Source organism: Bradyrhizobium sp. USDA 3315 (assembly GCF_054056795.1).
Map to the genome: position 1 here is coordinate 6,597,156 of NZ_JBSRYP010000001.1, position 18,430 is coordinate 6,615,585.

Annotated in this window: 17 protein-coding genes and 1 tRNA gene; 10 read left to right on the forward strand and 8 right to left on the reverse strand. The window is 65.2% G+C overall.

What is annotated here, in order from left to right:
• Nucleotides 1-196: 196 nt before the first annotated feature.
• Together ACVIYL_RS30900 and ACVIYL_RS30905 are read right to left on the reverse strand one after the other, a co-directional pair.
• Complete coding sequence (locus ACVIYL_RS30900; protein WP_253608434.1) at nt 197-1,426, reverse strand: ABC transporter substrate-binding protein; 1,230 nt, start codon at nt 1,424-1,426, stop codon at nt 197-199.
• 184 nt (nt 1,427-1,610) lie between these two features.
• Nucleotides 1,611-2,588 carry a GlxA family transcriptional regulator gene (locus tag ACVIYL_RS30905; protein ID WP_253608435.1) on the reverse strand — a complete coding sequence of 326 codons (978 nt, stop codon included), beginning with the start codon at nt 2,586-2,588 and terminating at the stop codon, nt 1,611-1,613.
• A 152-nt stretch (nt 2,589-2,740) separates the two neighbouring features.
• On the opposite strand from ACVIYL_RS30905, the gene ACVIYL_RS30910 reads away from it, so the two are divergent.
• Nucleotides 2,741-3,004: a tautomerase family protein gene (locus ACVIYL_RS30910; protein ID WP_168855915.1), complete on the forward strand. Its 264-nt coding sequence runs from the start codon at nt 2,741-2,743 to the stop codon at nt 3,002-3,004.
• 166 nt (nt 3,005-3,170) lie between these two features.
• On the opposite strand, the gene glnA is transcribed toward ACVIYL_RS30910, so the two are convergent.
• A complete protein-coding gene (gene glnA, locus ACVIYL_RS30915; RefSeq protein ID WP_028333940.1) occupies nt 3,171-4,580 on the reverse strand; it encodes a type I glutamate--ammonia ligase in 1,410 nt (469 codons plus the stop codon).
• Nucleotides 4,581-4,731: 151 nt separating this feature from the next.
• On the reverse strand, nt 4,732-5,070 hold the full coding sequence (locus tag ACVIYL_RS30920; RefSeq protein ID WP_011441447.1) for a P-II family nitrogen regulator: 339 nt from the start codon (nt 5,068-5,070) through the stop codon (nt 4,732-4,734).
• A 354-nt stretch (nt 5,071-5,424) separates the two neighbouring features.
• On the opposite strand from ACVIYL_RS30920, the gene ACVIYL_RS30925 reads away from it, so the two are divergent.
• The 3 genes from ACVIYL_RS30925 (at nt 5,425) to ACVIYL_RS30935 (ending at nt 7,683) form a co-directional block, all read left to right on the forward strand.
• Nucleotides 5,425-6,924, forward strand: a complete 1,500-nt coding sequence (locus tag ACVIYL_RS30925) for an NAD(P)H-hydrate dehydratase (RefSeq protein ID WP_253608436.1) — start codon at nt 5,425-5,427, stop codon at nt 6,922-6,924.
• Nucleotides 6,914-7,039, forward strand: coding sequence for a hypothetical protein (locus ACVIYL_RS30930; RefSeq protein ID WP_309145028.1), 126 nt, complete (start codon nt 6,914-6,916; stop codon nt 7,037-7,039). Before ACVIYL_RS30925 ends, ACVIYL_RS30930 begins: the two co-directional genes overlap by 11 nt.
• 86 nt (nt 7,040-7,125) lie before the next feature.
• Nucleotides 7,126-7,683, forward strand: coding sequence for a flavin reductase family protein (locus tag ACVIYL_RS30935; protein ID WP_253608437.1), 558 nt, complete (start codon nt 7,126-7,128; stop codon nt 7,681-7,683).
• Here the strand turns inward: ACVIYL_RS30935 and ACVIYL_RS30940 are convergent.
• Nucleotides 7,680-8,579, reverse strand: coding sequence for a LysR family transcriptional regulator (locus tag ACVIYL_RS30940; protein ID WP_253608438.1), 900 nt, complete (start codon nt 8,577-8,579; stop codon nt 7,680-7,682). The genes ACVIYL_RS30935 and ACVIYL_RS30940 overlap by 4 nt on opposite strands.
• A gap of 157 nt (nt 8,580-8,736) precedes the next feature.
• Here ACVIYL_RS30940 and ACVIYL_RS30945 point away from each other — a divergent pair, with 157 nt between their 5' ends.
• The 5 genes from ACVIYL_RS30945 to ACVIYL_RS30965 all read left to right on the forward strand — a co-directional run bounded on the left by ACVIYL_RS30945 (nt 8,737) and on the right by ACVIYL_RS30965 (nt 14,789).
• Entirely contained in the window at nt 8,737-9,738 is a 1,002-nt protein-coding gene (locus ACVIYL_RS30945; RefSeq protein WP_253608439.1) for an HpcH/HpaI aldolase/citrate lyase family protein, read from the forward strand.
• The gene (locus ACVIYL_RS30950) at nt 9,728-10,927 is read left to right on the forward strand and encodes a CaiB/BaiF CoA transferase family protein (RefSeq protein WP_456780443.1); all 1,200 of its coding nucleotides are present in this window, start codon (nt 9,728-9,730) and stop codon (nt 10,925-10,927) included. The genes ACVIYL_RS30945 and ACVIYL_RS30950 overlap by 11 nt, the downstream gene beginning before the upstream one ends.
• Nucleotides 10,928-10,966: 39 nt before the next feature.
• Nucleotides 10,967-12,340 (forward strand): LLM class flavin-dependent oxidoreductase, encoded by a 1,374-nt coding sequence (locus ACVIYL_RS30955; RefSeq protein ID WP_253608441.1) that lies wholly within the window; start codon nt 10,967-10,969, stop codon nt 12,338-12,340.
• Between the two features lie 62 nt (nt 12,341-12,402).
• Nucleotides 12,403-13,821: an MFS transporter gene (locus ACVIYL_RS30960; protein WP_456780444.1), complete on the forward strand. Its 1,419-nt coding sequence runs from the start codon at nt 12,403-12,405 to the stop codon at nt 13,819-13,821.
• A gap of 140 nt (nt 13,822-13,961) precedes the next feature.
• A complete protein-coding gene (locus ACVIYL_RS30965; RefSeq protein ID WP_456780445.1) occupies nt 13,962-14,789 on the forward strand; it encodes a tetratricopeptide repeat protein in 828 nt (275 codons plus the stop codon).
• A 35-nt stretch (nt 14,790-14,824) separates the two neighbouring features.
• Here ACVIYL_RS30965 and ACVIYL_RS30970 read toward each other — a convergent pair whose 3' ends face one another.
• The 3 genes from ACVIYL_RS30970 to ACVIYL_RS30980 form a co-directional block, all read right to left on the reverse strand.
• Complete coding sequence (locus ACVIYL_RS30970) at nt 14,825-15,535, reverse strand: hypothetical protein (protein WP_253608443.1); 711 nt, start codon at nt 15,533-15,535, stop codon at nt 14,825-14,827.
• Between the two features lie 77 nt (nt 15,536-15,612).
• Entirely contained in the window at nt 15,613-16,698 is a 1,086-nt protein-coding gene (locus ACVIYL_RS30975; protein ID WP_456780446.1) for an enolase C-terminal domain-like protein, read from the reverse strand.
• Nucleotides 16,699-16,716: 18 nt separating this feature from the next.
• Nucleotides 16,717-18,066, reverse strand: coding sequence for a multicopper oxidase family protein (locus tag ACVIYL_RS30980; protein WP_456781904.1), 1,350 nt, complete (start codon nt 18,064-18,066; stop codon nt 16,717-16,719).
• Nucleotides 18,067-18,202: 136 nt separating this feature from the next.
• Between ACVIYL_RS30980 and ACVIYL_RS30985 the strand changes: the two genes are divergently transcribed.
• Nucleotides 18,203-18,287 (forward strand) — tRNA-Leu (locus tag ACVIYL_RS30985).
• The last annotated feature ends 143 nt before the right edge of the window (nt 18,288-18,430 follow it).

Below are 18,430 nucleotides of genomic sequence, written 5' to 3' on the forward strand. Positions count from 1 at the left end.
TCTACCCATCCTACAGATCCAAGGCTACTAGCGTCATTGCGAGCGAAGCGAAGCAATCCATCTTTCCGGATACGCGGAGAGATGGATTGCTTCGTCGCTTCAGCGCAAAATTGCTTTGCAATTTTGTCGCGAGCTCCTCGCAATGACGCGGATAACGCTCGGACCGCCGGGCGGCGCAGTGAGGGGCTGCGGTCGGCTAACCTCCCACTTCCGCGCTGAGCATCGGCCCGAACAGCTCCCATCGCTCGCCCTTGAGTCGTCTGAGCTGCATCTGCTTGATCGGCGCGAAATCGATCGTGCTGGTGTTCATTGTGATGCCGGGCAGCAGGTTGGTGGTGCGGAAGGCCTTCAGGTTGGCGGCCTGCTTCATGACGTTGGCGCGCGTGAGATCGTCGCCGCACTGCTTAAGCACCTGAACCAGCGTCTGAGCCGCATTGTACCCTGTCATAATCAGGCTGTCGGCCCGATTGCCTTCGGGGAAATATTTGGAGAGATATTCGTCGAACGCCTTCATGCCGGGATCGTCCTTCCATTGCGGATCGAGCGGATCCATCAGGTAGGCCACCGAGATGATGCCTTGTGCGTTCTCGAAGCCGGCAGGCTGGATCACGGCGCCGAGCGAGGAACCTACCGAGTTGAGGATGTGCAGCGGTTTCCAGCCGATCTCGGCCGCCTTCTTGATGGCCTGCGCCGCGAATTTCGGTGTGGCGATGTCGACGAATACGTCGGCATTCATCGATTTCATCTTGACGATGTGCGTGTCGATCGTCGGCTCGGCCACCTCATAGGCATCCTCGATCACCATCATCGACGCCGCCTTGTCGCCGAGGCCGTCCTTCAGGCCCTTGAGATAGTCCTTTCCATAATCGTCGTTCTGGTAGAGGACCGCGATCCTGCCGTTCGGCTTTTCCTTCAATATGTGCTTGGCGTAGATCCGTCCCTCGCTCTGATAGCTGGGCTGCCAGCCCATGGTCCATGGGAAGCTTTGCGGATCGTTCCACTTGGTGGCACCGGTCTGAATGAACAGCTGCGGCACCTTCTTCACGTTCATGTATTTCTGAATCGCGCCGTTGGATGCCGTGCCGAGAGAGGCGAAGATCAGCAGGACCTCGTCGCCTTCGACCAGCTTGCGCGCCTGCTCGACCGTCTTCGGCGGACTGTAGCTGTCGTCATAGGAGATGAAGTTGATCTTGCGGCCATTGATGCCGCCCTCGGCGTTGATCTTGCGGAAATAGGCCGCCTGGGCCCGGCCGCTGGTGCCGTAGGCGGATGCCGGCCCGCTATACGGCATGATGTTGCCGATCTTGATTTCGGTATCGGTTGCGCCGGTGTCGTATTTCTTCTGTGCCAATGCGCTGCCAGCACAGACAGCGAGAATGGTGATGGCGGTCGAAAGCGCCGCCATTCGTCGAGCGACGAAAGACATCTCGTTTCTCCCCATGCAGAAAAATGAATGTGTGTTTTATCGGAAGCCGCTTTCGGGTCCTTGCCGGCAGTGAACACCCGAGCCCAGGCGTTGTCGATCCCGGAAACACAACCTTGTGTGCGGTTCGCATCACGTCATCAGGTTCGTCAGCGTTGCTGACCGTAGTCTTCCGGGCTTCCTGCGATCAGGCCGCGCGCATCGATCGCTGCGCGCGATAGGCCTGCGGCGACGTCAGCGTGAGCTTGCGGAAGGCTTTTCGAAAGCTGCTCTCGTCCTCATAGCCGGTGGCGCGGGCGATCGCCTTGATCGGCTGCGCCGTTGTTTCCAATAGCGTGCGGGCGTGCTCGACGCGGCGGCGCATGATGAAGGCCTGCGGCGGCTCGTGGGTCAGTTCGCGGAAGCGGCGGTTCAGCGTGCGTTCGCTGAGGCCGAGCGCGTGTGCGAGGCCGCGCACCGTGATCGGGGCCTTGCCGGTGCGGCGCACCAGCATGTCCGCCTTGATCAGCAGCGGATCCTGGCCGAGCATGTAGCCGAGCGGCATGAAGATCGCCTGGGTGCGCTGCGCGGTGTCGATCACCGCATAGTCGGCGCAAATTTTTGCGACCTCCGCGCCTTCGACAAGCTCGATCAGCCGCAGCAACAGATCGACCCACGACATCGGGCCGGCGGCGCAGACCAGGCGATCGGCCTGCGTGATCACGGCATCACCGGCGAGATCGACCTTGGGATGGCGGCGGCGCAGCTCGCTCTGCAGCCACCACGTGATGGTGGCGCGGCGGCCGTCGAGCAGGCCGGCATTGGCGAGCAGCAGCACGCCGCTGCAGAATGCACCGATCAGCCGGCCGCTGGCATGCTGCCGGCGCAGCCAGGCGCCAGCACGGTCATATTGCGGTTGCAGGCGCTCGGCGGTGAGATGATCGACCAGGCTGCCCGGCACGATGATCGCGTCGCACGCCGTCCGCCTGCCCACCGCACCATCGACGGCGAGCAACTTGCCGCCGCCGGCGCGCACCGCCTTGCCGTCGAGCGAGAGCGTCTGCCAGCTGAAGCGCGCCTTGCCGCCGCGCAGCTGCATCACGTGGTTGGCGAGGGTGAGGATGTCGGCGATGCCGGCGACCGCCGATTGCATGCAGCCTTCCAGCGCGAGGATCGCAAGCTTCATGGGACCTCCGGAATTTGCCGTCATGCTAGCCGATCAGCGCAATCGGGCGGTGGCAGATATTGCCCGATCTCTGTCCGATCGGCCACTGCCTGATTGTGCCGTGCCGGTCCATCTTCGCTGCGTTGTCACACCCTCAGCAATGGAGAGAGACCATGCCTTACGTCACCATTTCCACCGTCCGCGGCATCTTCGATGTCGCGCAGAAGCAGGCGCTGCTGGAGCGCGTCACCGATCTCATGGTCGAGATCGAGGGGCAGGGCAACCCGGACTTCCGCCGCAACGTCTGGGTCAAGATCGAGGAAGGCGAGCCGGCGAGCTGGTCGCTCGGCGGCATGATCCCGACGCCCGACATGATCGCCGGCAAATTCGGCGCGCTCGACGCCGGCGGACGGCGGCTCGCCAAGGCGAAGGTGTAACCGTCCTGCGTAGGATGGGTAGAGCGAAGCGAAACCCATCATCTCAAGGCTTGCACCGGTGCGATGGGTTTCGCTTCGCTCTACCCATCCTACGCACCGTTCTCACCCAAAAACAAAAGGCGCTTCCGGTGGAAGCGCCTTTCGCTTGTCGTCGGTGCCGTAAGATTTACAGCGAGTAGTACATCTCGAATTCCACCGGGTGCGGGGTCATTTCGAAACGCGCGACCTCGGTCATCTTCAGCTCGATATAGGCGTCGATGAAGTCGTCGTCGAACACGCCGCCGTTCTTGAGGAACGCGCGGTCCTTGTCGAGGCTCTCGAGCGCCTCGCGGAGCGAGCCGCAGACGGTCGGGATCTGCTTCAGCTCTTCCTTCGGCAGATCGTAGAGGTCCTTGTCCATCGCCGGACCCGGATCGATCTTGTTCTTGATGCCGTCAAGACCGGCCATCAGCATCGCGGCGAAGCCGAGATAGGGGTTGGCCATCGGGTCGGGGAAACGCACCTCGACGCGCTTGGCCTTCGGGTTCGCGGTGTAGGGGATGCGGCAGGCCGCCGAGCGGTTGCGCGCCGAGTAGGCGAGCAGCACGGGGGCTTCATAGCCCGGCACCAGACGTTTGTAGGAGTTGGTCGACGGGTTGGTGAAGGCGTTGATCGCCTTGGCGTGCTTGATGACGCCACCGATGTAGTGCAGGCAGGTCTCCGACAGGTCGGCGTATTTGTTGCCGGCGAAGGTCGGCTTGCCGTCCTTCCAGATGGACTGATGCACATGCATGCCCGAGCCGTTGTCGCCGTAGACCGGCTTCGGCATGAAGGTGGCGGTTTTGCCGTAGATGTGGGCGACCTGGTGGATGCAGTACTTGTAGATCTGCATATGGTCGGCCATCAGCGTCAGCGTGTCGAACTTCATGCCGAGCTCGTGCTGGGCCGAAGCGACTTCATGGTGGTGCTTCTCGACCTTGACGCCCATCTTGGCCATCGCGCCGAGCATCTCCGAGCGCATGTCCTGCACCGAGTCCTGTGGCGGCACGGGGAAGTAGCCGGCCTTGGTGCGGATGCGGTGGCCGAGGTTGCCGCCCTCATATTCGGTCGCCGAGTTGATCGGCAGCTCGGAGGAGTCGAGGCGGAAGCCGGTGTTGTATGGTTCGGCCGAATAGCGCACGTCGTCGAACACGAAGAACTCGGCCTCGGGGCCGACGAACACGGTGTCGCCCACGCCCATCGACTTCACCATCGCTTCGGCCTTCTTGGCGATGCCGCGGGGGTCGCGGTTGTAGGGCTCGCCGGTGGTCGGCTCGAGCACGTCGCACGTGATGACCATGGTGGTCTCGGCGAAGAACGGGTCGATCGTCGCGGTGACCGGGTCGGGCATCAGGCACATGTCGGATTCATTGATCGCCTTCCAGCCGGCGATCGACGAGCCGTCGAACATCGTTCCCTCGGCGAAGATGTCATCGTCGATCATGCTGACGTCGAAGGTGACGTGCTGCCACTTGCCGCGCGGATCGGTGAAGCGCAGGTCGACGTATTTGACGTCGTTGTCCTTGATCGATTTCAGGACGTCTTTGGCGGTCTTCATGAATACCCCTTATGGATGTGCGGGTCGGTTTCCAGCGGAGAGCGACGTTATTCCCGCTTTTGGCGAGTTCGTGTGACTACACAAACGAAATCAGGCTGCCGAAGCAGCCTTTTTTCTCTTTTGCCGTCAGAAAATCCGGATAGCACCGCCCTTAAATAGCGTCCAGCCCGGATTCGCCGGTCCGGATGCGGATGGCTTCCTCGATGTTGGAGACGAAAATCTTGCCGTCGCCGATCCGGCCAGTCTGCGCCGCGCGGCGGATCGCGTCGATCGCCTTCTCGACCAGGTCGTCGCCGATCACGATCTCGATCTTCACCTTGGGCAGGAAGTCGACGATGTATTCCGCACCGCGATAGAGTTCGGCATGGCCCTTCTGGCGGCCAAATCCCTTGGCCTCGGTGACGGTGATGCCTTGCAGTCCGACTTCCTGGAGCGCTTCTTTCACCTCGTCGAGCTTGAAGGGCTTGATGATGGCTTCAATCTTCTTCACTGAGCGCCTCCCGGGCATTGCAGATTGCAGGGTCGAGTTCGATGCGCGTGGGGCGCAGTCTGGTTGGTCTTAAGGCTTCCGGCCGGTGGCCGGAAACACGCGCAATGGTCGCATGAAGCGGCCTTGCGCGCGGCTTCCTCAAAAGCAGGGTCTATGCCAAGTTGTTAAGGTCCCCGATTTCAGAATGTTATCAGCCTTTTAACAGGCAATCGGCTGATATCGAACCACATGGGCTATGATATCCAAGCCTAACAAATAGGCAAATAGATCAATCCGTATGCAGTCGGCCAGTAGAAACCCCACGAACGTCACAGGAATTGCCTCTCGAAAAGGCGAAGCGATTGAGGATTCGGCATGGACGTTCTGACCACGACCGAGATGGAGCGCGCTGACCGGCTGACCATCGCAGCCGGAACGCCGGGCTTTGCGCTGATGATGAGCGCGGGCCAGGCCGTCGCGGAAGCCGCGATGGACCTGGTCGAGGAGGGGCCGATCGTGGTGGTCGCCGGCCGCGGCAACAATGGCGGCGACGGCTTTGTCGCTGCCGCCGAGCTTGCCGCGCGCGGCCGCGAGGTCTCGGTGATCCTGCTCTGCGAGCGCGACAGCCTGCAGGGCGACGCGGCGCTGGCGGCGAAGGGCTGGAAATATCCGGTGCTGCCGTTCAACCCGCAGGCGCTCGGCAAGCCGGCGCTGATCGTCGACGCGCTGTTCGGTGCCGGCCTCAACCGGCCGGTAAAGGGCGATCCGCTGGAGATGATCGCGGCGATCAATGCCAACGGTACGCCGGTGCTGGCGGTCGACCTGCCGAGCGGCATCAACGGCACATCGGGCGCGGTGATGGGCACGGCCGTGCAGGCCACCGAGACCGTCACCTTCTTCCGCAAGAAGCCCGCGCATCTGTTGCTGCCGGGCCGGATGTATTGCGGCCGGGTGCGCGTCGCCGACATCGGTATCGCCGCGCAGGTGCTCGACGAGATCAAGCCGCTGACCGCGGAGAATGCGCCGGAGGCCTGGCGATGGTCGTTTCCGGTACCGCGGATCGACGGCCACAAATACGCGCGGGGGCACGCCGTCGTGGTGTCGGGCGATCTCGCCTCGACCGGGGCGGCACGGCTCGCCGCGCGCGCCGCGCTGCGCGCCGGCGCCGGCCTCGTGACGCTGGCCTCGCCGCGCGATGCGCTTGCCGTCAACGCTGCGGCGCTGACCGCGGTGATGGTGCGCGCGGTCGACAACCCGATCCAGTTCGCCGAGTTGCTTGGCGACAAGCGCCTCAATGCCTGCGTGATCGGTCCTGGCGCTGGGGTCAGCGCGCGGACCCGTGACTTCGTCCACACCGCGCTGTCGGCGCAGCGGCATCTGGTGCTCGACGCCGATGCACTGACCAGCTTTGCCGGCGCGCCGGACCGGCTGTTCGAGGCGATCAAGTCAAGCGCCGGTCAGCAGGTGGTGCTGACGCCGCATGAGGGCGAGTTTCCGCGGCTGTTCAGCGATATTTCCAACAAGCATCCCGGCCGCTCCAAGCTCGAGCGCGTGCGCGCGGCGGCCGAGCGCTCCGGCGCGGTGGTGCTGCTGAAAGGCGCCGACACGGTGATCGCGTCTCCCGACGGCCGCGCCACTGTCGCCGCCAACGCGCCGCCGTGGCTCGCCACCGCCGGCGCCGGCGACGTGCTGTCGGGCATCATCGCGGGTTTCCTGGCCCAGGGCGTCGCGGCCTTCGAGGCGGCCAGCATCGGCGTCTGGATGCACGGCGAGAGCGCGAGCGAGGCGGGCCCCGGCCTGATCGCGGAAGATCTCACCGAAGTGCTGCCCGCCGTGTTCCGCCGTCTCTATGACGAGTTCGGGATTGAGTATTAGGCGGCTCGTGCTGGCCGACATGGATGTTGCCGCGCGCGTGCATCGCGCGGCATTCGATCAGGCGCTGCCGCGGCTCGCCGGCCTGCACACGCCCGGCATTGATCGGATGATCTGAACAACTGGTTAGATATTTGCGTTTCTGCGATCGATCCGGCTGGCCTATACGATTCAAAACCGTCGCCTCTCGCCCGGAACAGCCAGATGAATGCACCGACCAGCCTGCTTTCGACCGCCTCACGGACCGCCGCCGCTCCGGCTCACGGGAGCGTCGACCCCGCGTCCTATCGCGCGGCGATGCGCCACCACGCCGGTGCGGTGACGATCCTGTCGGCGGGCGGCCCGGGCGACAGAACGGGGATGACGGCGACGTCGGTCTGTTCGCTGTCGGACACGCCGCCGCGGCTGATCGCCTGCGTCAACCTCTCGGCGAGCGCGCATGGCCTGATCCGGCGCACCGCCGCGTTCGGCGTCAACATGCTGCACGCCGACCAGGCCGAACTGGCCAACGTGTTCGCCGGCCGCCGCGGCATCGAGCGGGACGATCGCTTTTCCGACGCCGACGGCTGGCTGTCGCTGGCCGCGGGCGCGCCGATCCTTAAGGATGCGCTGATCGGGCTCGACTGCGAGCTGATCGACGAGCATGCGCACGACACGCATTCGATCTTCGTCGGCGCGGTCCGCGCGATGCATCTGCGTGAGGGGGAGACGCCGCTGATCTATTTTGGTGGCGCGTTCTGCGGGTTGGCCCGGCGGACCTAAGGGCGCGGCTTGAGGAATTTGTGAATCACTGATGTCAGCGCGCCGGCGGCCGGCGAGAACGATTGTCCGCGCAGCGAGACGATGCAGACCGTGCGCTCCAGCACAGGATTGACAATCGGCAGCGCCTGCATCGTCTTCCTGACCGGCCGCGGCAAGGCGACCTTCGGCAGGATGCCGACGCCGAGGCCGGCGCCGGCCAACGCGGCCAGCGTATAGCTGTGTTCGACCTCGAACTTGATCTTCATTTGCAGATTGCGCGTGGCGAGCGCACGCTCCAGCATCGAGCGCAGCGCCGCCGATTTTGAGTTCAGCAGGATCGGATAGGCGGACAGTTCGGTGAGGTCGACCGCGCTGCGCTTGCGAAACGGAAACGCTCTTGTCGCCAACGCATAGATCGGGTCGTTGAACAGCGGCGCGAACTGAAACTCGGTCGAGCCGTCCATCTCCGGCCCGATGCCGAAATCCGCCTCGCGCCGGCGCAGGCAGTCCAGCATGTCCTCGGCCGCAAGCTCGCGCAGATTGATGTTGATGCCGGGATAGCTCGCCTGGAAGGCGTGCAGCGCCTGCGGCAGGATGGTCGCGGCAATGGTCGGGACGCAGGCCAGCGACAGCGTGCCGCGCTGGATGTCGATGACCTCACGGATCTCGCGCAGGCCGTTCTCCCATTCGCCGAGCGCGCGCCGCGCATGCGTCAGCAGTTGCAGTCCCTCCGCGGTCAGCTCGACGCGTCGCGTCGTGCGATGAAACAGCGCGGCGCCGACCTGATCCTCCAGCAGCTTGATCTGCATGCTGACCGCGGATTGCGAGCGGTTGAGCTGCTCGGAGGCCTGGCGAAAGCTCTTGTTCTCCGCGACCGCGATGAACATGTGCAGCAGCTTGAAATTGATCTGCGACATCGTTTTGCCCTGCAGACGATTGTCCCGGAGAACTGAACAGTTCTTAAGATAATCTCGTTAGAAAGATCAGTGTCGGACATCTAGCATGATTGTTGTTGGCCGTGGGAGACGATCCTGCGGCGCGATGCAGAAAAGATGCTCCAGAAAAGACGCTCCGATGTCCTTCACCGTCACCAAGCCGCGCACGCGCCGCGTCCAGCGTTCCGAACTCGCGGTTCCCGCGACCTCGACCCATTTCTTCGAACGCGCAGCGAGTAGCGCGGCCGATTTCATTTTCCTCGATCTGGAGGACGCGGTTGCGCCGCCGCGAAAACCCGAGGCGCGCGAGATCGCGATCGAGGCGCTGAACCGGATCGACTGGGGCAACAAGACGCTGGCGGTGCGGATCAACGGGCTCGACACCGAATGGGCGCATCGCGACGTCATCGAGATCGTCAGCCGCGCGCCGCGCCTCGACCTCGTCATGGTGCCGAAGGTTGGCACCGCGTTCGACGTCCGTTTCGTCGACGCGCTGCTGGCGGGGCTCGAGCGCGAGTTCCCGCGCGCAAGGCCGCTGGGCATCGAGATCCTGATCGAGACCACGCTTGGGCTCGCCAATGTCGAGGACATCGTGCAGGCGTCGGAACGGCTGGAAGCGGTCATCTTCGGCATCGGCGATTACTCGATCGACCTGCGTACCTGCGGCGAGATCATCGGCGCCTCCGATCCGCGCTATGCCGTGCTCACCGATGCGGTCGAGGGCGGCGCGCGCCGCATGCACTGGAACGACCAGTGGCACTTCGCGCTCGCCCGCATCGCCAATGCCTGCCGCGCCCACGGCCTGCGTGCGATCGACGGCCCCTATGCCAATTTCGGCGATGCCGCAGGCTTTCGCGCCAGTGCGGCGCGGGCGGCCGCGCTTGGCTTCGAGGGCAAATGGGCGATCCATCCCTCGCAGCTCGAGACCGCCAACGAGGTGTTCTCGCCGACCGCACGCGAGATCGGCTGGGCGCGCGAGATCACCGCCAAGATCCAGTCCGCCAGCGCCGGCGGCGACGGCGCCTTCGGGCAGGACGGCGTGCTGATCGATCTTGCGGTGCTCAAGCGCGCGCAGGCGATCATCGAGCGCCATGACGCAATTCAGGCGGCAGGCAGACAAGGAGTGCGGGATGTCGCATGAGCCACCGCTCTCCGGAATTCGCGTGCTCGACATCGCGACCTTCGTGGCGGCGCCGTTCTGCGGGACGGTGCTGTCCGATTTCGGCGCCGAGGTGATCAAGATCGAGCAGCCGGGCACAGGCGATCCCTTGCGCCGGTTCGGCACCCCGAGCGACTGCGGCGACACCTATGTCTGGCTCAGCGAGGCCCGCAACAAGAAGTCGGTGACGCTCGATCTGCGCACCGAGCAAGGTGCCGCGCTGTTTCGCGAGCTGGTCCGCCAATCCGACGTGGTGCTGGAGAACTTCCGGCCGGGCACGCTGGAAAAATGGAGGCTCGGCTTCGAGGCGCTGCGCGAGATCAACCCAAAACTCGTGATGCTACGCATCAGCGCCTATGGGCAGGACGGCCCGCTGCGCGACAAGCCGGGCTTTGCCCGGATCGCGCACGGCTTCAGCGGGCTCGCTTATCTTGCCGGCGAGGCGGGACGCCAACCCGTGATGCCGGGATCGACCTCGCTCGCCGATTACATTTCCGGGCTATGGGGCGCGCTCGGCGTGCTGCTGGCGCTGCGCCATGCCGAAGCCACCGGACACGGGCAGGTGGTCGATATCGGGCTTTATGAATCGGTGTTTCGGCTGCTCGACGAGATGGCGACCGTGTTCGCCAAGACCGGCTTCGTCCGCGAACGCCTCGGTGCCGACACCGTCAATGTCGTGCCGCACAGCCATTACCAGACCGCCGACGGAAAATGGGTGGCGCTGGCCTGTTCGAGCGACAAGATGTTCGAGCGCCTGGCGCAGGCGATGCAGCGCCCCGAACTCGCGACCGACCCGCGCTATGCGGCCATGGCCGGCCGCCTGGCGCGGCGCGAGGAGGTCAACGGGATGGTCGCCGACTGGATCGGCTCCAAGCCGCTGGAGACGGCGCTTGCCGAGTGCGAGCGCTACGACGTGCCCTGCGGGCCGATCTACAGCATCAGTGACATCTTCGCCGACCCGCAATACCGCGCCCGCGGCAACATCGCCGAGGTGCCCTCGCGCGCCGGGCCGATTGCGGTGCCGAGCGCGATCCCAAAAATGTCGCGCACGCCGCCGCAGTTCAAGCATGCCGGCGTCGCGCTCGGCGCGCACACCGACGAAGTCCTGACCTCACTTGCCGGCGCAACCGCGGCGGCGCTCGCCGCGCTGCGCAGCGACGGGGTGATCTGACATGCCCCAATTCTCCCGCGGCCACGAAGGAACCACGCCATGACCAGGCAGATGAAATTGATCGGCTTCCTGCAGGCCCAGAATTGCTCGAACTATCCCGCCTCCTGGCGCCATCCCGACTCGAAGCCGAACTGGTTCTCGCGCGACTATTACCAGGAGATCGGGCGCACGCTGGAGCACGGCAAGTTCCATCTCGCCTTCTTCGACGACCGGCTCGCGATCCCCGATCGCTTCGGCGACGATTTCCGCGAGACCATCCGCCACGGCGTGCGCGCGGCGAAGCTCGATCCGGTCTCGGTTGCGCTCACGATGGGATTGGCGACCGAGCGGCTTGGCATCGGCGTGACCTATTCGACCACCTATTACGAGCCGTTCCACGTCGCGCGGGTGTTCGCGACGATGGACCTGCTGCTGAACGGCCGCGCCGCCTGGAACGTGGTGACCTCGCTGAACGACTCCGAGGCGGCGAATTTCGGCGCCTCGCAGCACCTCAGCCATGATCTGCGCTACGACCGGGCCGACGAGTTCATGGAGGTCGTGCTCGGCCACTGGAACAGCTGGGAGGACGGCGCCGTCAGCTTCGACCGCGAGAGCGGGCTATTCGCCGACCCGGCCAAGGTGCACCGGCTCGACCATCACGGCCAGTTCTTCCGCTCGCGGGGCCCGTTCACGGTGCCGCGCTCGCCGCAGGGCCATCCGGTGATCATTCAGGCCGGCCAGAGCGGCCGCGGCAAGACCTTCGCGGCGCGCTGGGGCGAACTGATCTTCGTGATCTATCCCAATCTCGACATCGCGAAGAAGCAGTATGCGGACTTGAAGGGGACGCTGGCCAAGACGGGCAGGGACATCAGCATCGCGCCGGCGGTCTATCCAGTCGTCGCCGAGACCCAGGCCGAGGCCGAGGACAAGTTCGCGGCGATCAACCGGCTCGCCAAGCCGATCGATGCGCTGACGCTGTTGTCTGAGGTGTTGAACTACGATTTCGCGGCCAAGCCGATGGACGAGCCGTTTACATCGGACGAGCTGGCATCGATCAGCGGATTGCAGGCGATCCGCGACCGCGTGATGAATCTCTGCGGCAAGCCCAATCCGACACCGCGCGATTTCGTGCAGTTCAGCGGCAGGGGAACGCTCGCCGAACTGCCGACCTTCGTCGGCTCGCCCAAGGCGGTCGCCGATCAGATGGAGCGCTGGTTCTGCGAAGGCGGCTGCGACGGCTTTGTCGTGGCGGCCACCCATGTGCCCGGCACCTATCAGGACTTCGTGCGCCTCGTCGTGCCCGAGCTGCAACGCCGTGGCCTGTTCCAGCGCGAGTATCAGGGCGACACCTTGCGCGAGAATCTCGGCCTGCCGCGGCCGCAGGCCGTGCATGCCGGCGTAGCCGACGAGGAGGCGCGCGTCTCGACCGGATGAGGTCGGGACAGAACGCCGGCGCAGACAACGATCAAAACAAAATCAAAATCAGGGAGGCTGAAGTGACCAAGGGCGTTAACGCGGGGGGCCGGCTCGATAGATTGCCGATCGCCGGATTTCACTACCGGATATTCGCGCTGATCGGAGCCGGGCTGTTCGTCGACGGCTTCGAGATCTTCCTCGCCGGCAGCATTCTCGGCGCACTGGTTCAGTCCGGCTATTCGGACCTCGCCCAGAATGCGCGCTTCATCTCGGCGACCTTTGTCGGGATGCTGATCGGCGCCTGGCTGGCGGGCGTCGCCGGCGACCGCTTTGGCCGTAAGTTCGCTTACCAGGCCAATCTCCTGATCTTCGGCCTCAGCGCGCTGGCGGCAACGCTCGCGCCGTCGATGAACTGGCTGATCGGGGCCCGCTTCGTGATGGGCCTCGGGCTCGGCGCCGAGATCGTCGTCGGCTATGTCGTGCTCAGCGAATTCATCCCGCCGCAGCAGCGCGGCCGCTGGGGCGCGGCGCTCGCGACCTGCACCAATGGTGCGTTGTTCGTCGCGACCCTGGTCGGCTGGGTCGTCATTCCGCATCTCGGCTGGCGCTGGATGTTCGCGCTGTGCGGCGTCGGCGCGATGATCGTCTGGTTCCTGCGGCGCTCGCTGCCGGAATCGCCGCGCTGGCTCGAGACGCAGGGCAAGAGCGCCGAGGCGGAGGCCGTGCTGACGGCGATCGAGCAGGAGGTCGGCAAGGGCCGGACCCTGGCGACCCCGGCCTATCAGCCGGCCCCGGTGCAGCCGGACGTTCGCTTCACGCGCCTGTTCTCGCGCGCACTGATCGCGCGGACCATCGTCGGCTGCCTGATCCTGATCGGGCTCAACACCGCGGTCTACGGCTTCATCGCCTGGATCCCGACCTTCTTCGTCAAGCAGGGCATCAACCTGTCGTCATCGCTCGGCTACACCATGCTGATGACGCTCGGCAGCCCGCTCGGCACGCTGTCGGGAATGTGGATCGGCGAGAAGATCGACCGCAAGCCGTCGCTGATCGTGCTGTCGCTCGCGGCTGCCGGGCTCGGACTGATCTATCCGATGTTCATCAACCCGGTCGCCTTCGTCGTGATCGGCTTCCTCCTGGTCTTCACGGTGGCGGTGATGCTGGCGCTGGCCTGGGGGCTCTACATCCCCGAACTGTTCCCGACCGAGCTCAGGATGCGCGGCTCCGGCATCTGCAACACCGCCGGTCGCCTGATGTCGATCGTGACGCCGTTCATCGTGGTCGAGCTGTTCACAAGGTTCGGTGTCACCGGCGTCGTCTCTGTGGTGGCCGGGCTCCTGGTGGTGCAGGCGATCGCGGTCGCGGTGCTCGGCATCGAGACCCGCAAGCGTCCGCTGGAGGCATTGCGGCCGGAGGCGATGGACGGCGAAGCCTCATCCGCGGAGGTGCGCGGCAAGCTGCAACCAAGCCCTAGTGGGATCGCCGCCGGCGGGGAGTAGCGGGACGAAGCGCGCGATGTCCGCGTGATCAACGGATGCGGACATCCGGGCCTCGTCCGTCTTACGATACTTTTGGTGGACGCGTCGAAAGATGCGGGCTAAACGCGCAGGGTATTCCCTCGGCACCGTGAATCTCGCTCGTGAGTGGCAGGCAGAACAATTTCCTCGCTCAGGCGCTGCAACAAGGTGCCTTGGCGTTGCGGGCGCAGCAGTTTGCTCAGGCCGAGCAGATTGCGACGAACGTCCTGAAATCGAACCGCACGGACAGACACGCCGCGCTTCTTCTTGCGCATGCCCTGATGGGGCAGAACCGGGGAGGCGAGGCGATCGCCGCGCTCGAGCGCGTTGCCCGTCGCGGCGACGATGGAGAGGTCGAGACGTTGCTCGGCGCGTTGCTGTGCGGCGCGGGCCGCGTCACCGACGGCATCGCACAGCTTCGGCGCACGGCGGCACGCCGCCCGCCATATTTTCCGTCCTTTCAAGAACTCGCCGGGCAGCTGGCCAAGGCCGGGCAACACGACGAGGCGATCAGCACGATCGAGGCCGGTCTCGCGCTGGCCCCTGAGAGCGTCGACCTGAAGCTCAATCTCGGGCGCCTGTTGCAGGAGACCAATGACATCGCGCGGGCTGCAAGCGTCCTGACGGCGGCACGTGATGCCGCGCCGGGACGCCCCGACATTCTCAACCAGCTCGGGCGGGTCCTGATCCTCCGTGGCGACTACGCCGCAGCCGCGGATGCGTTCCGCCGCGTGCTCGCGCAATACCCGGATGATCGCTCAACCCGCGCCCACCTCGCCACCTGCCTTTTCGAGCAGGGGGAGCGCGATGCTGCCGAGGCAGCGCTGCGCTCGGTGATGCGCGGTCAGCCCCAGCTGTTTGGACGCGCGGCATTCGTCATGGCCTCGGGATCTCATGGCCGCTTCTTCTTCTCCCAGAGCGCCGCTGCGAAGTTCCTCGGCGGGGAGTGAGATTGAGCGCGCGGCGGACGGCATTCCGCCATGCCTTACGCCCTGAAGTTTCTCCGGTAGAGGTTCGGCTGCCGTCTGAGCTCGGTGCGGAGTTCGCCGACCCGCTTGGCGTCTTCGGCGGTGAACGGCGTTGCCTGCGCGGTCCAGTCGTCTCGCTTGACGGGAATACATTGCGCGATCGGAGTCCCCTTGGGGAGGACGCCTCTGAAATTCCTGTCGTGCCAGTACGCCGGAAAGTGCACCCAATTGTCGGCATAGAGGTCGGAATTGACCAGGCCGCTGAGTGTGGTGAATGGCAGGTCGAAGCGGTTGACGGGATGGGTGAAGTAGATCGCGTAGCCTTCCGGGGCTTCGACGGTCCACAAATTGTGGAATTTGAGAAAGAAGCGGCCCTCTTCAAACAGCGGAGTGCCGGTGACCTGACCCGGGTCGTGGAAGCCGATCGGTGAGCGTGGGAATTCCGGCGTGCCTCCCGGCGGCAGGTCCTGGTCCCAGGTGATTTCGCCGTCCTCGACCTTGAGATCGCAAACCAGCGGCAGCAAGAACCCGCAGGTCATCGCATCCACGAACGGCGGGCAGCGCTTGATGGTGTCCTCGTCGTGCAGGTTGATCGAGGAGAAGGCCGTCGCCGGCATGGCCTTGAGCCAGTCGGGAACGCCCTGGGCCGCCGGTATGGGGGCCGGTATCAGTCCGTCAAGCTCCGTCGGACAGCGGAATTTGAGCGTCAGCTTGCTATTGGTCGACATTGGGCGCTCCGATTTCGGATCGACCTACATGAATGCGTCGCAAAGGTGAAGCGTGCGCTCACCGGCCAGGATCGCCGCTAGCTGACGAGATACTTCGCGACGGCCGACTCGTTCCACTCGATGCCGAGCCCGGGACCGCGAGCGGTCACGGCGCCGTCGACGATTTCGGCGGGCCTTGTGAGGATCGCGCCGGCGAAGTCGAGGAACTCGAGCCAGTGCGCGGTCGGCGTCACCGCGAGCAGATGCGCGCTGACTTCCGCGAACAGATGGCTCGACATCGGGATCGATGCGGCGTCGGCTTGGCCCGCGACCTGCATCCAGCCGGTGACGCCGCCGACCTTCATCACGTCGGGCATGATGAAGTCGGACGCGCCGGCCGCGATCGCTTCGGCAAAGCCGCGCGGAAACCACCAGTTCTCGCCGGCCTGGATCGGCGTCGGCGAGGTCTCGCGGACCTTGGCGTGGCCGGACAGACTCTCCTGCGGCACCGGCTCCTCGATCCAGTGCAAATCGTAGGGCGCAAGGCGGGCGATGCGGCGGGTCGCCTCCGCCGGATCGAGCGACTGGTTGAAGTCGATCATCAACGCAATGTCGGGGCCGAGCAGGGCGCGCACGCCCTTCACGACGCGCTCGTCATTGGCGGCATCACCGTCGCCGCCCTTGATCTTGATGCCCTTGAAGCCCTGGTCGAGCGAGCGGCGCAGCGCGCGCTCGTCGGCGACGGGATCGACTACGCCGTAGCTGTCATAGGCCTTGATCGGCTTCGCCGAGCCGCCGAGCAGTTCGACCAGCGGCCGGCCGGCAAGCTGTCCGAGTACATCCCAATACGCCATGTCGAGACCGGATACCGCCATGCCGACCAGGCCCTGCCAGCCGAGCAGCCGAAACCTGGCGTCCATCGCCTTCATCAGGTCGAACGGCGCGACCGGCTTGCCGATGAGCTCGCGGCCGATCTCCTCGATCAGATAGGCAAGTGCTCTAAGCGTGAGCTTGCTGTAGGCGAAGATATAGGTGCGGCCGGTAACGCCTTGGTCGGTCTCGACATCGATCAGAACCAGCGGGCCGGAATCGATCACGCCGAAGGCGTTCCTCACAGGGCGCTTGAGCGGCACCACGACGCTTCGCGCACGAACTCCGCGGATCGCTGCAACTGTCTGGCTCATGGACGTTTCCTCTTTTTGTTATTGGACACTGTACCATCGGACCAGCCGCGGCGCGGCCCAGTCGGTCGCGACCTGCTCGACCAGATAGCGGCCGGGATATTCGGCAAGGAAGGCGATGCGCTGGGTCTGGCCCGGCTCAATCGCGAGCGTGTCGAGCCAGAACGGCTTCCAGCCGTCGTCGAGCCGGTCGAGCAGACGGAAGTGATGGCCGTGCAGATGAAACACGCTGGCGATCGGGCCGCGGTTGGTCAGCGCGAGCACAACCGGCCGGCCGGCTTTGGCCTGAAAGGCCGGAGCGGCTGATGGCTTGAAGTCCGCCGGCCGGAACCATTCGGTCGGCGTGCCGAGGGTTAGCTCGAACCTTGCGGCGCTCTTGAGATCGAGCTGAGCGGGCATGTCGTTGCCGGGCAGCGGCGGTGCCGGCGGGAACGGCGCCGAGCGGACCGGCGGGTCGTTCGAGACGGCCAGCTTGCCGACCGGGCGAGCCTGCTTGCCGTCGTGCAGCAGGATCGGAAAGCTGGTTCCGGCCGGTCCGGCGGCGTCGACGAAGACATCGGTGCGGCTGCCGGGAGCGAGGGCGAGCGCACCGTTGCGGGCCGAAAACGGTTCGGCCGGCTGGCCGTCGATGGCCATCACACGGACGTCGAGGTTCTCCAGCTTGATCGCCAACACGCTGCGTTGGCTGCCGTTGATAAAGCGGAGTCTGAGGCGGGCATTGGCCGGTGCGGAGATATCGTATGAGGTTTTCCCGTTAATCGTATGAATTTGCGTCGAATCTTTTGGATCATTGCCGGCCGGGATTGCGCTTCCGTCCGGCCGCAGGCGCCACTCCTCGATCAGCAGGACCTCGTCGTGGTCGACCGCGACCGGCGAGGTGCCGGTCACGATCAGCGGCCGCGGCCGTGCCGGCGCCGTGCCGCCATCGCCGACCAGCGGCTCGCACAGGAAGGTGCCGGCATGCCGAAGCGGCAGCTGGAAGCTATCCTTGGCCCCGGCGGCAAGCAGCGCCCGGGAGGCCAGTGGCTCCGCCGCCGCGACGCCGTCGAGCCCGCGGCAGTCCAGCGCGGCCGCGACCGGCAGGTCATTGCCAAAGGTCACGTCAAGGACCTCGCCGCGTTTGAAGCGGAGGTCGCCGCTGCCGAGCGACCAGACCGATGTCTCCGGTCCGCCAGGACCCGGTCCGTCCGGACGAAGCGAGATGCGGTCAGGTTTGGCCTGGAGCGCGACCGCGGTCCGGCCCTGCGCCGCGCCGGTGGCCGGCAGAGCGGGGCAAAGCGCCGCGGCGCCGAGGGCGGCGATCAGGTTGCGCCGGGTGAGTGAAAATTCGGGACTTGCGGGAGGACTTGCCATCCGGCCGATGCGGACCATTTTCAAGAGTACCTGTCCAGTCGCGATCGGTCGCAGGGCGGGCTCAACAGCGGCCATTTTTTTGCTGCGAACCGGTGGGCGCATGTTATAAGCCCGGCCGCCCGCGGCATCGCGGCCGGACTGGGATGCTTTTCGCGCGGGCGTGGCGGAACTGGTAGACGCGCTGGATTTAGGTTCCAGTGACGAAAGTTGTGGGGGTTCGAGTCCCTCCGCCCGCACCAAGCGCTTACAGCGTTTGCATGACGAATTCTTGGAGAACCTTTGGCCCCGATGGGGTGAGGGTTCGCCGAACCCACAGACGTTAGGCCGCAAGGCCCATCGTCGAACAGATTGAACACTGCCACGGCCGCTCGGGCCGCGGCAA

Bases quoted from the DNA above. Each gene is read 5' to 3' on its own strand.
- ACVIYL_RS30970 (WP_253608443.1), bottom strand. From the start codon at position 15,535: ATGTCGACCAATAGCAAGCTGACGCTCAAATTCCGCTGTCCGACGGAG.
- ACVIYL_RS30950 (WP_456780443.1), top strand. From the start codon at position 9,728: ATGTCGCATGAGCCACCGCTCTCCGGAATTCGCGTGCTCGACATCGCG.
- ACVIYL_RS30935 (WP_253608437.1), top strand. From the start codon at position 7,126: ATGAATGCACCGACCAGCCTGCTTTCGACCGCCTCACGGACCGCCGCC.
- ACVIYL_RS30975 (WP_456780446.1), bottom strand. From the start codon at position 16,698: ATGAGCCAGACAGTTGCAGCGATCCGCGGAGTTCGTGCGCGAAGCGTC.
- glnA (WP_028333940.1), bottom strand. From the start codon at position 4,580: ATGAAGACCGCCAAAGACGTCCTGAAATCGATCAAGGACAACGACGTC.
- ACVIYL_RS30980 (WP_456781904.1), bottom strand. From the start codon at position 18,066: ATGGTCCGCATCGGCCGGATGGCAAGTCCTCCCGCAAGTCCCGAATTT.
- ACVIYL_RS30905 (WP_253608435.1), bottom strand. From the start codon at position 2,588: ATGAAGCTTGCGATCCTCGCGCTGGAAGGCTGCATGCAATCGGCGGTC.
- ACVIYL_RS30945 (WP_253608439.1), top strand. From the start codon at position 8,737: ATGTCCTTCACCGTCACCAAGCCGCGCACGCGCCGCGTCCAGCGTTCC.
- ACVIYL_RS30925 (WP_253608436.1), top strand. From the start codon at position 5,425: ATGGACGTTCTGACCACGACCGAGATGGAGCGCGCTGACCGGCTGACC.
- ACVIYL_RS30940 (WP_253608438.1), bottom strand. From the start codon at position 8,579: ATGTCGCAGATCAATTTCAAGCTGCTGCACATGTTCATCGCGGTCGCG.
- ACVIYL_RS30900 (WP_253608434.1), bottom strand. From the start codon at position 1,426: ATGTCTTTCGTCGCTCGACGAATGGCGGCGCTTTCGACCGCCATCACC.
- ACVIYL_RS30955 (WP_253608441.1), top strand. From the start codon at position 10,967: ATGACCAGGCAGATGAAATTGATCGGCTTCCTGCAGGCCCAGAATTGC.
- ACVIYL_RS30910 (WP_168855915.1), top strand. From the start codon at position 2,741: ATGCCTTACGTCACCATTTCCACCGTCCGCGGCATCTTCGATGTCGCG.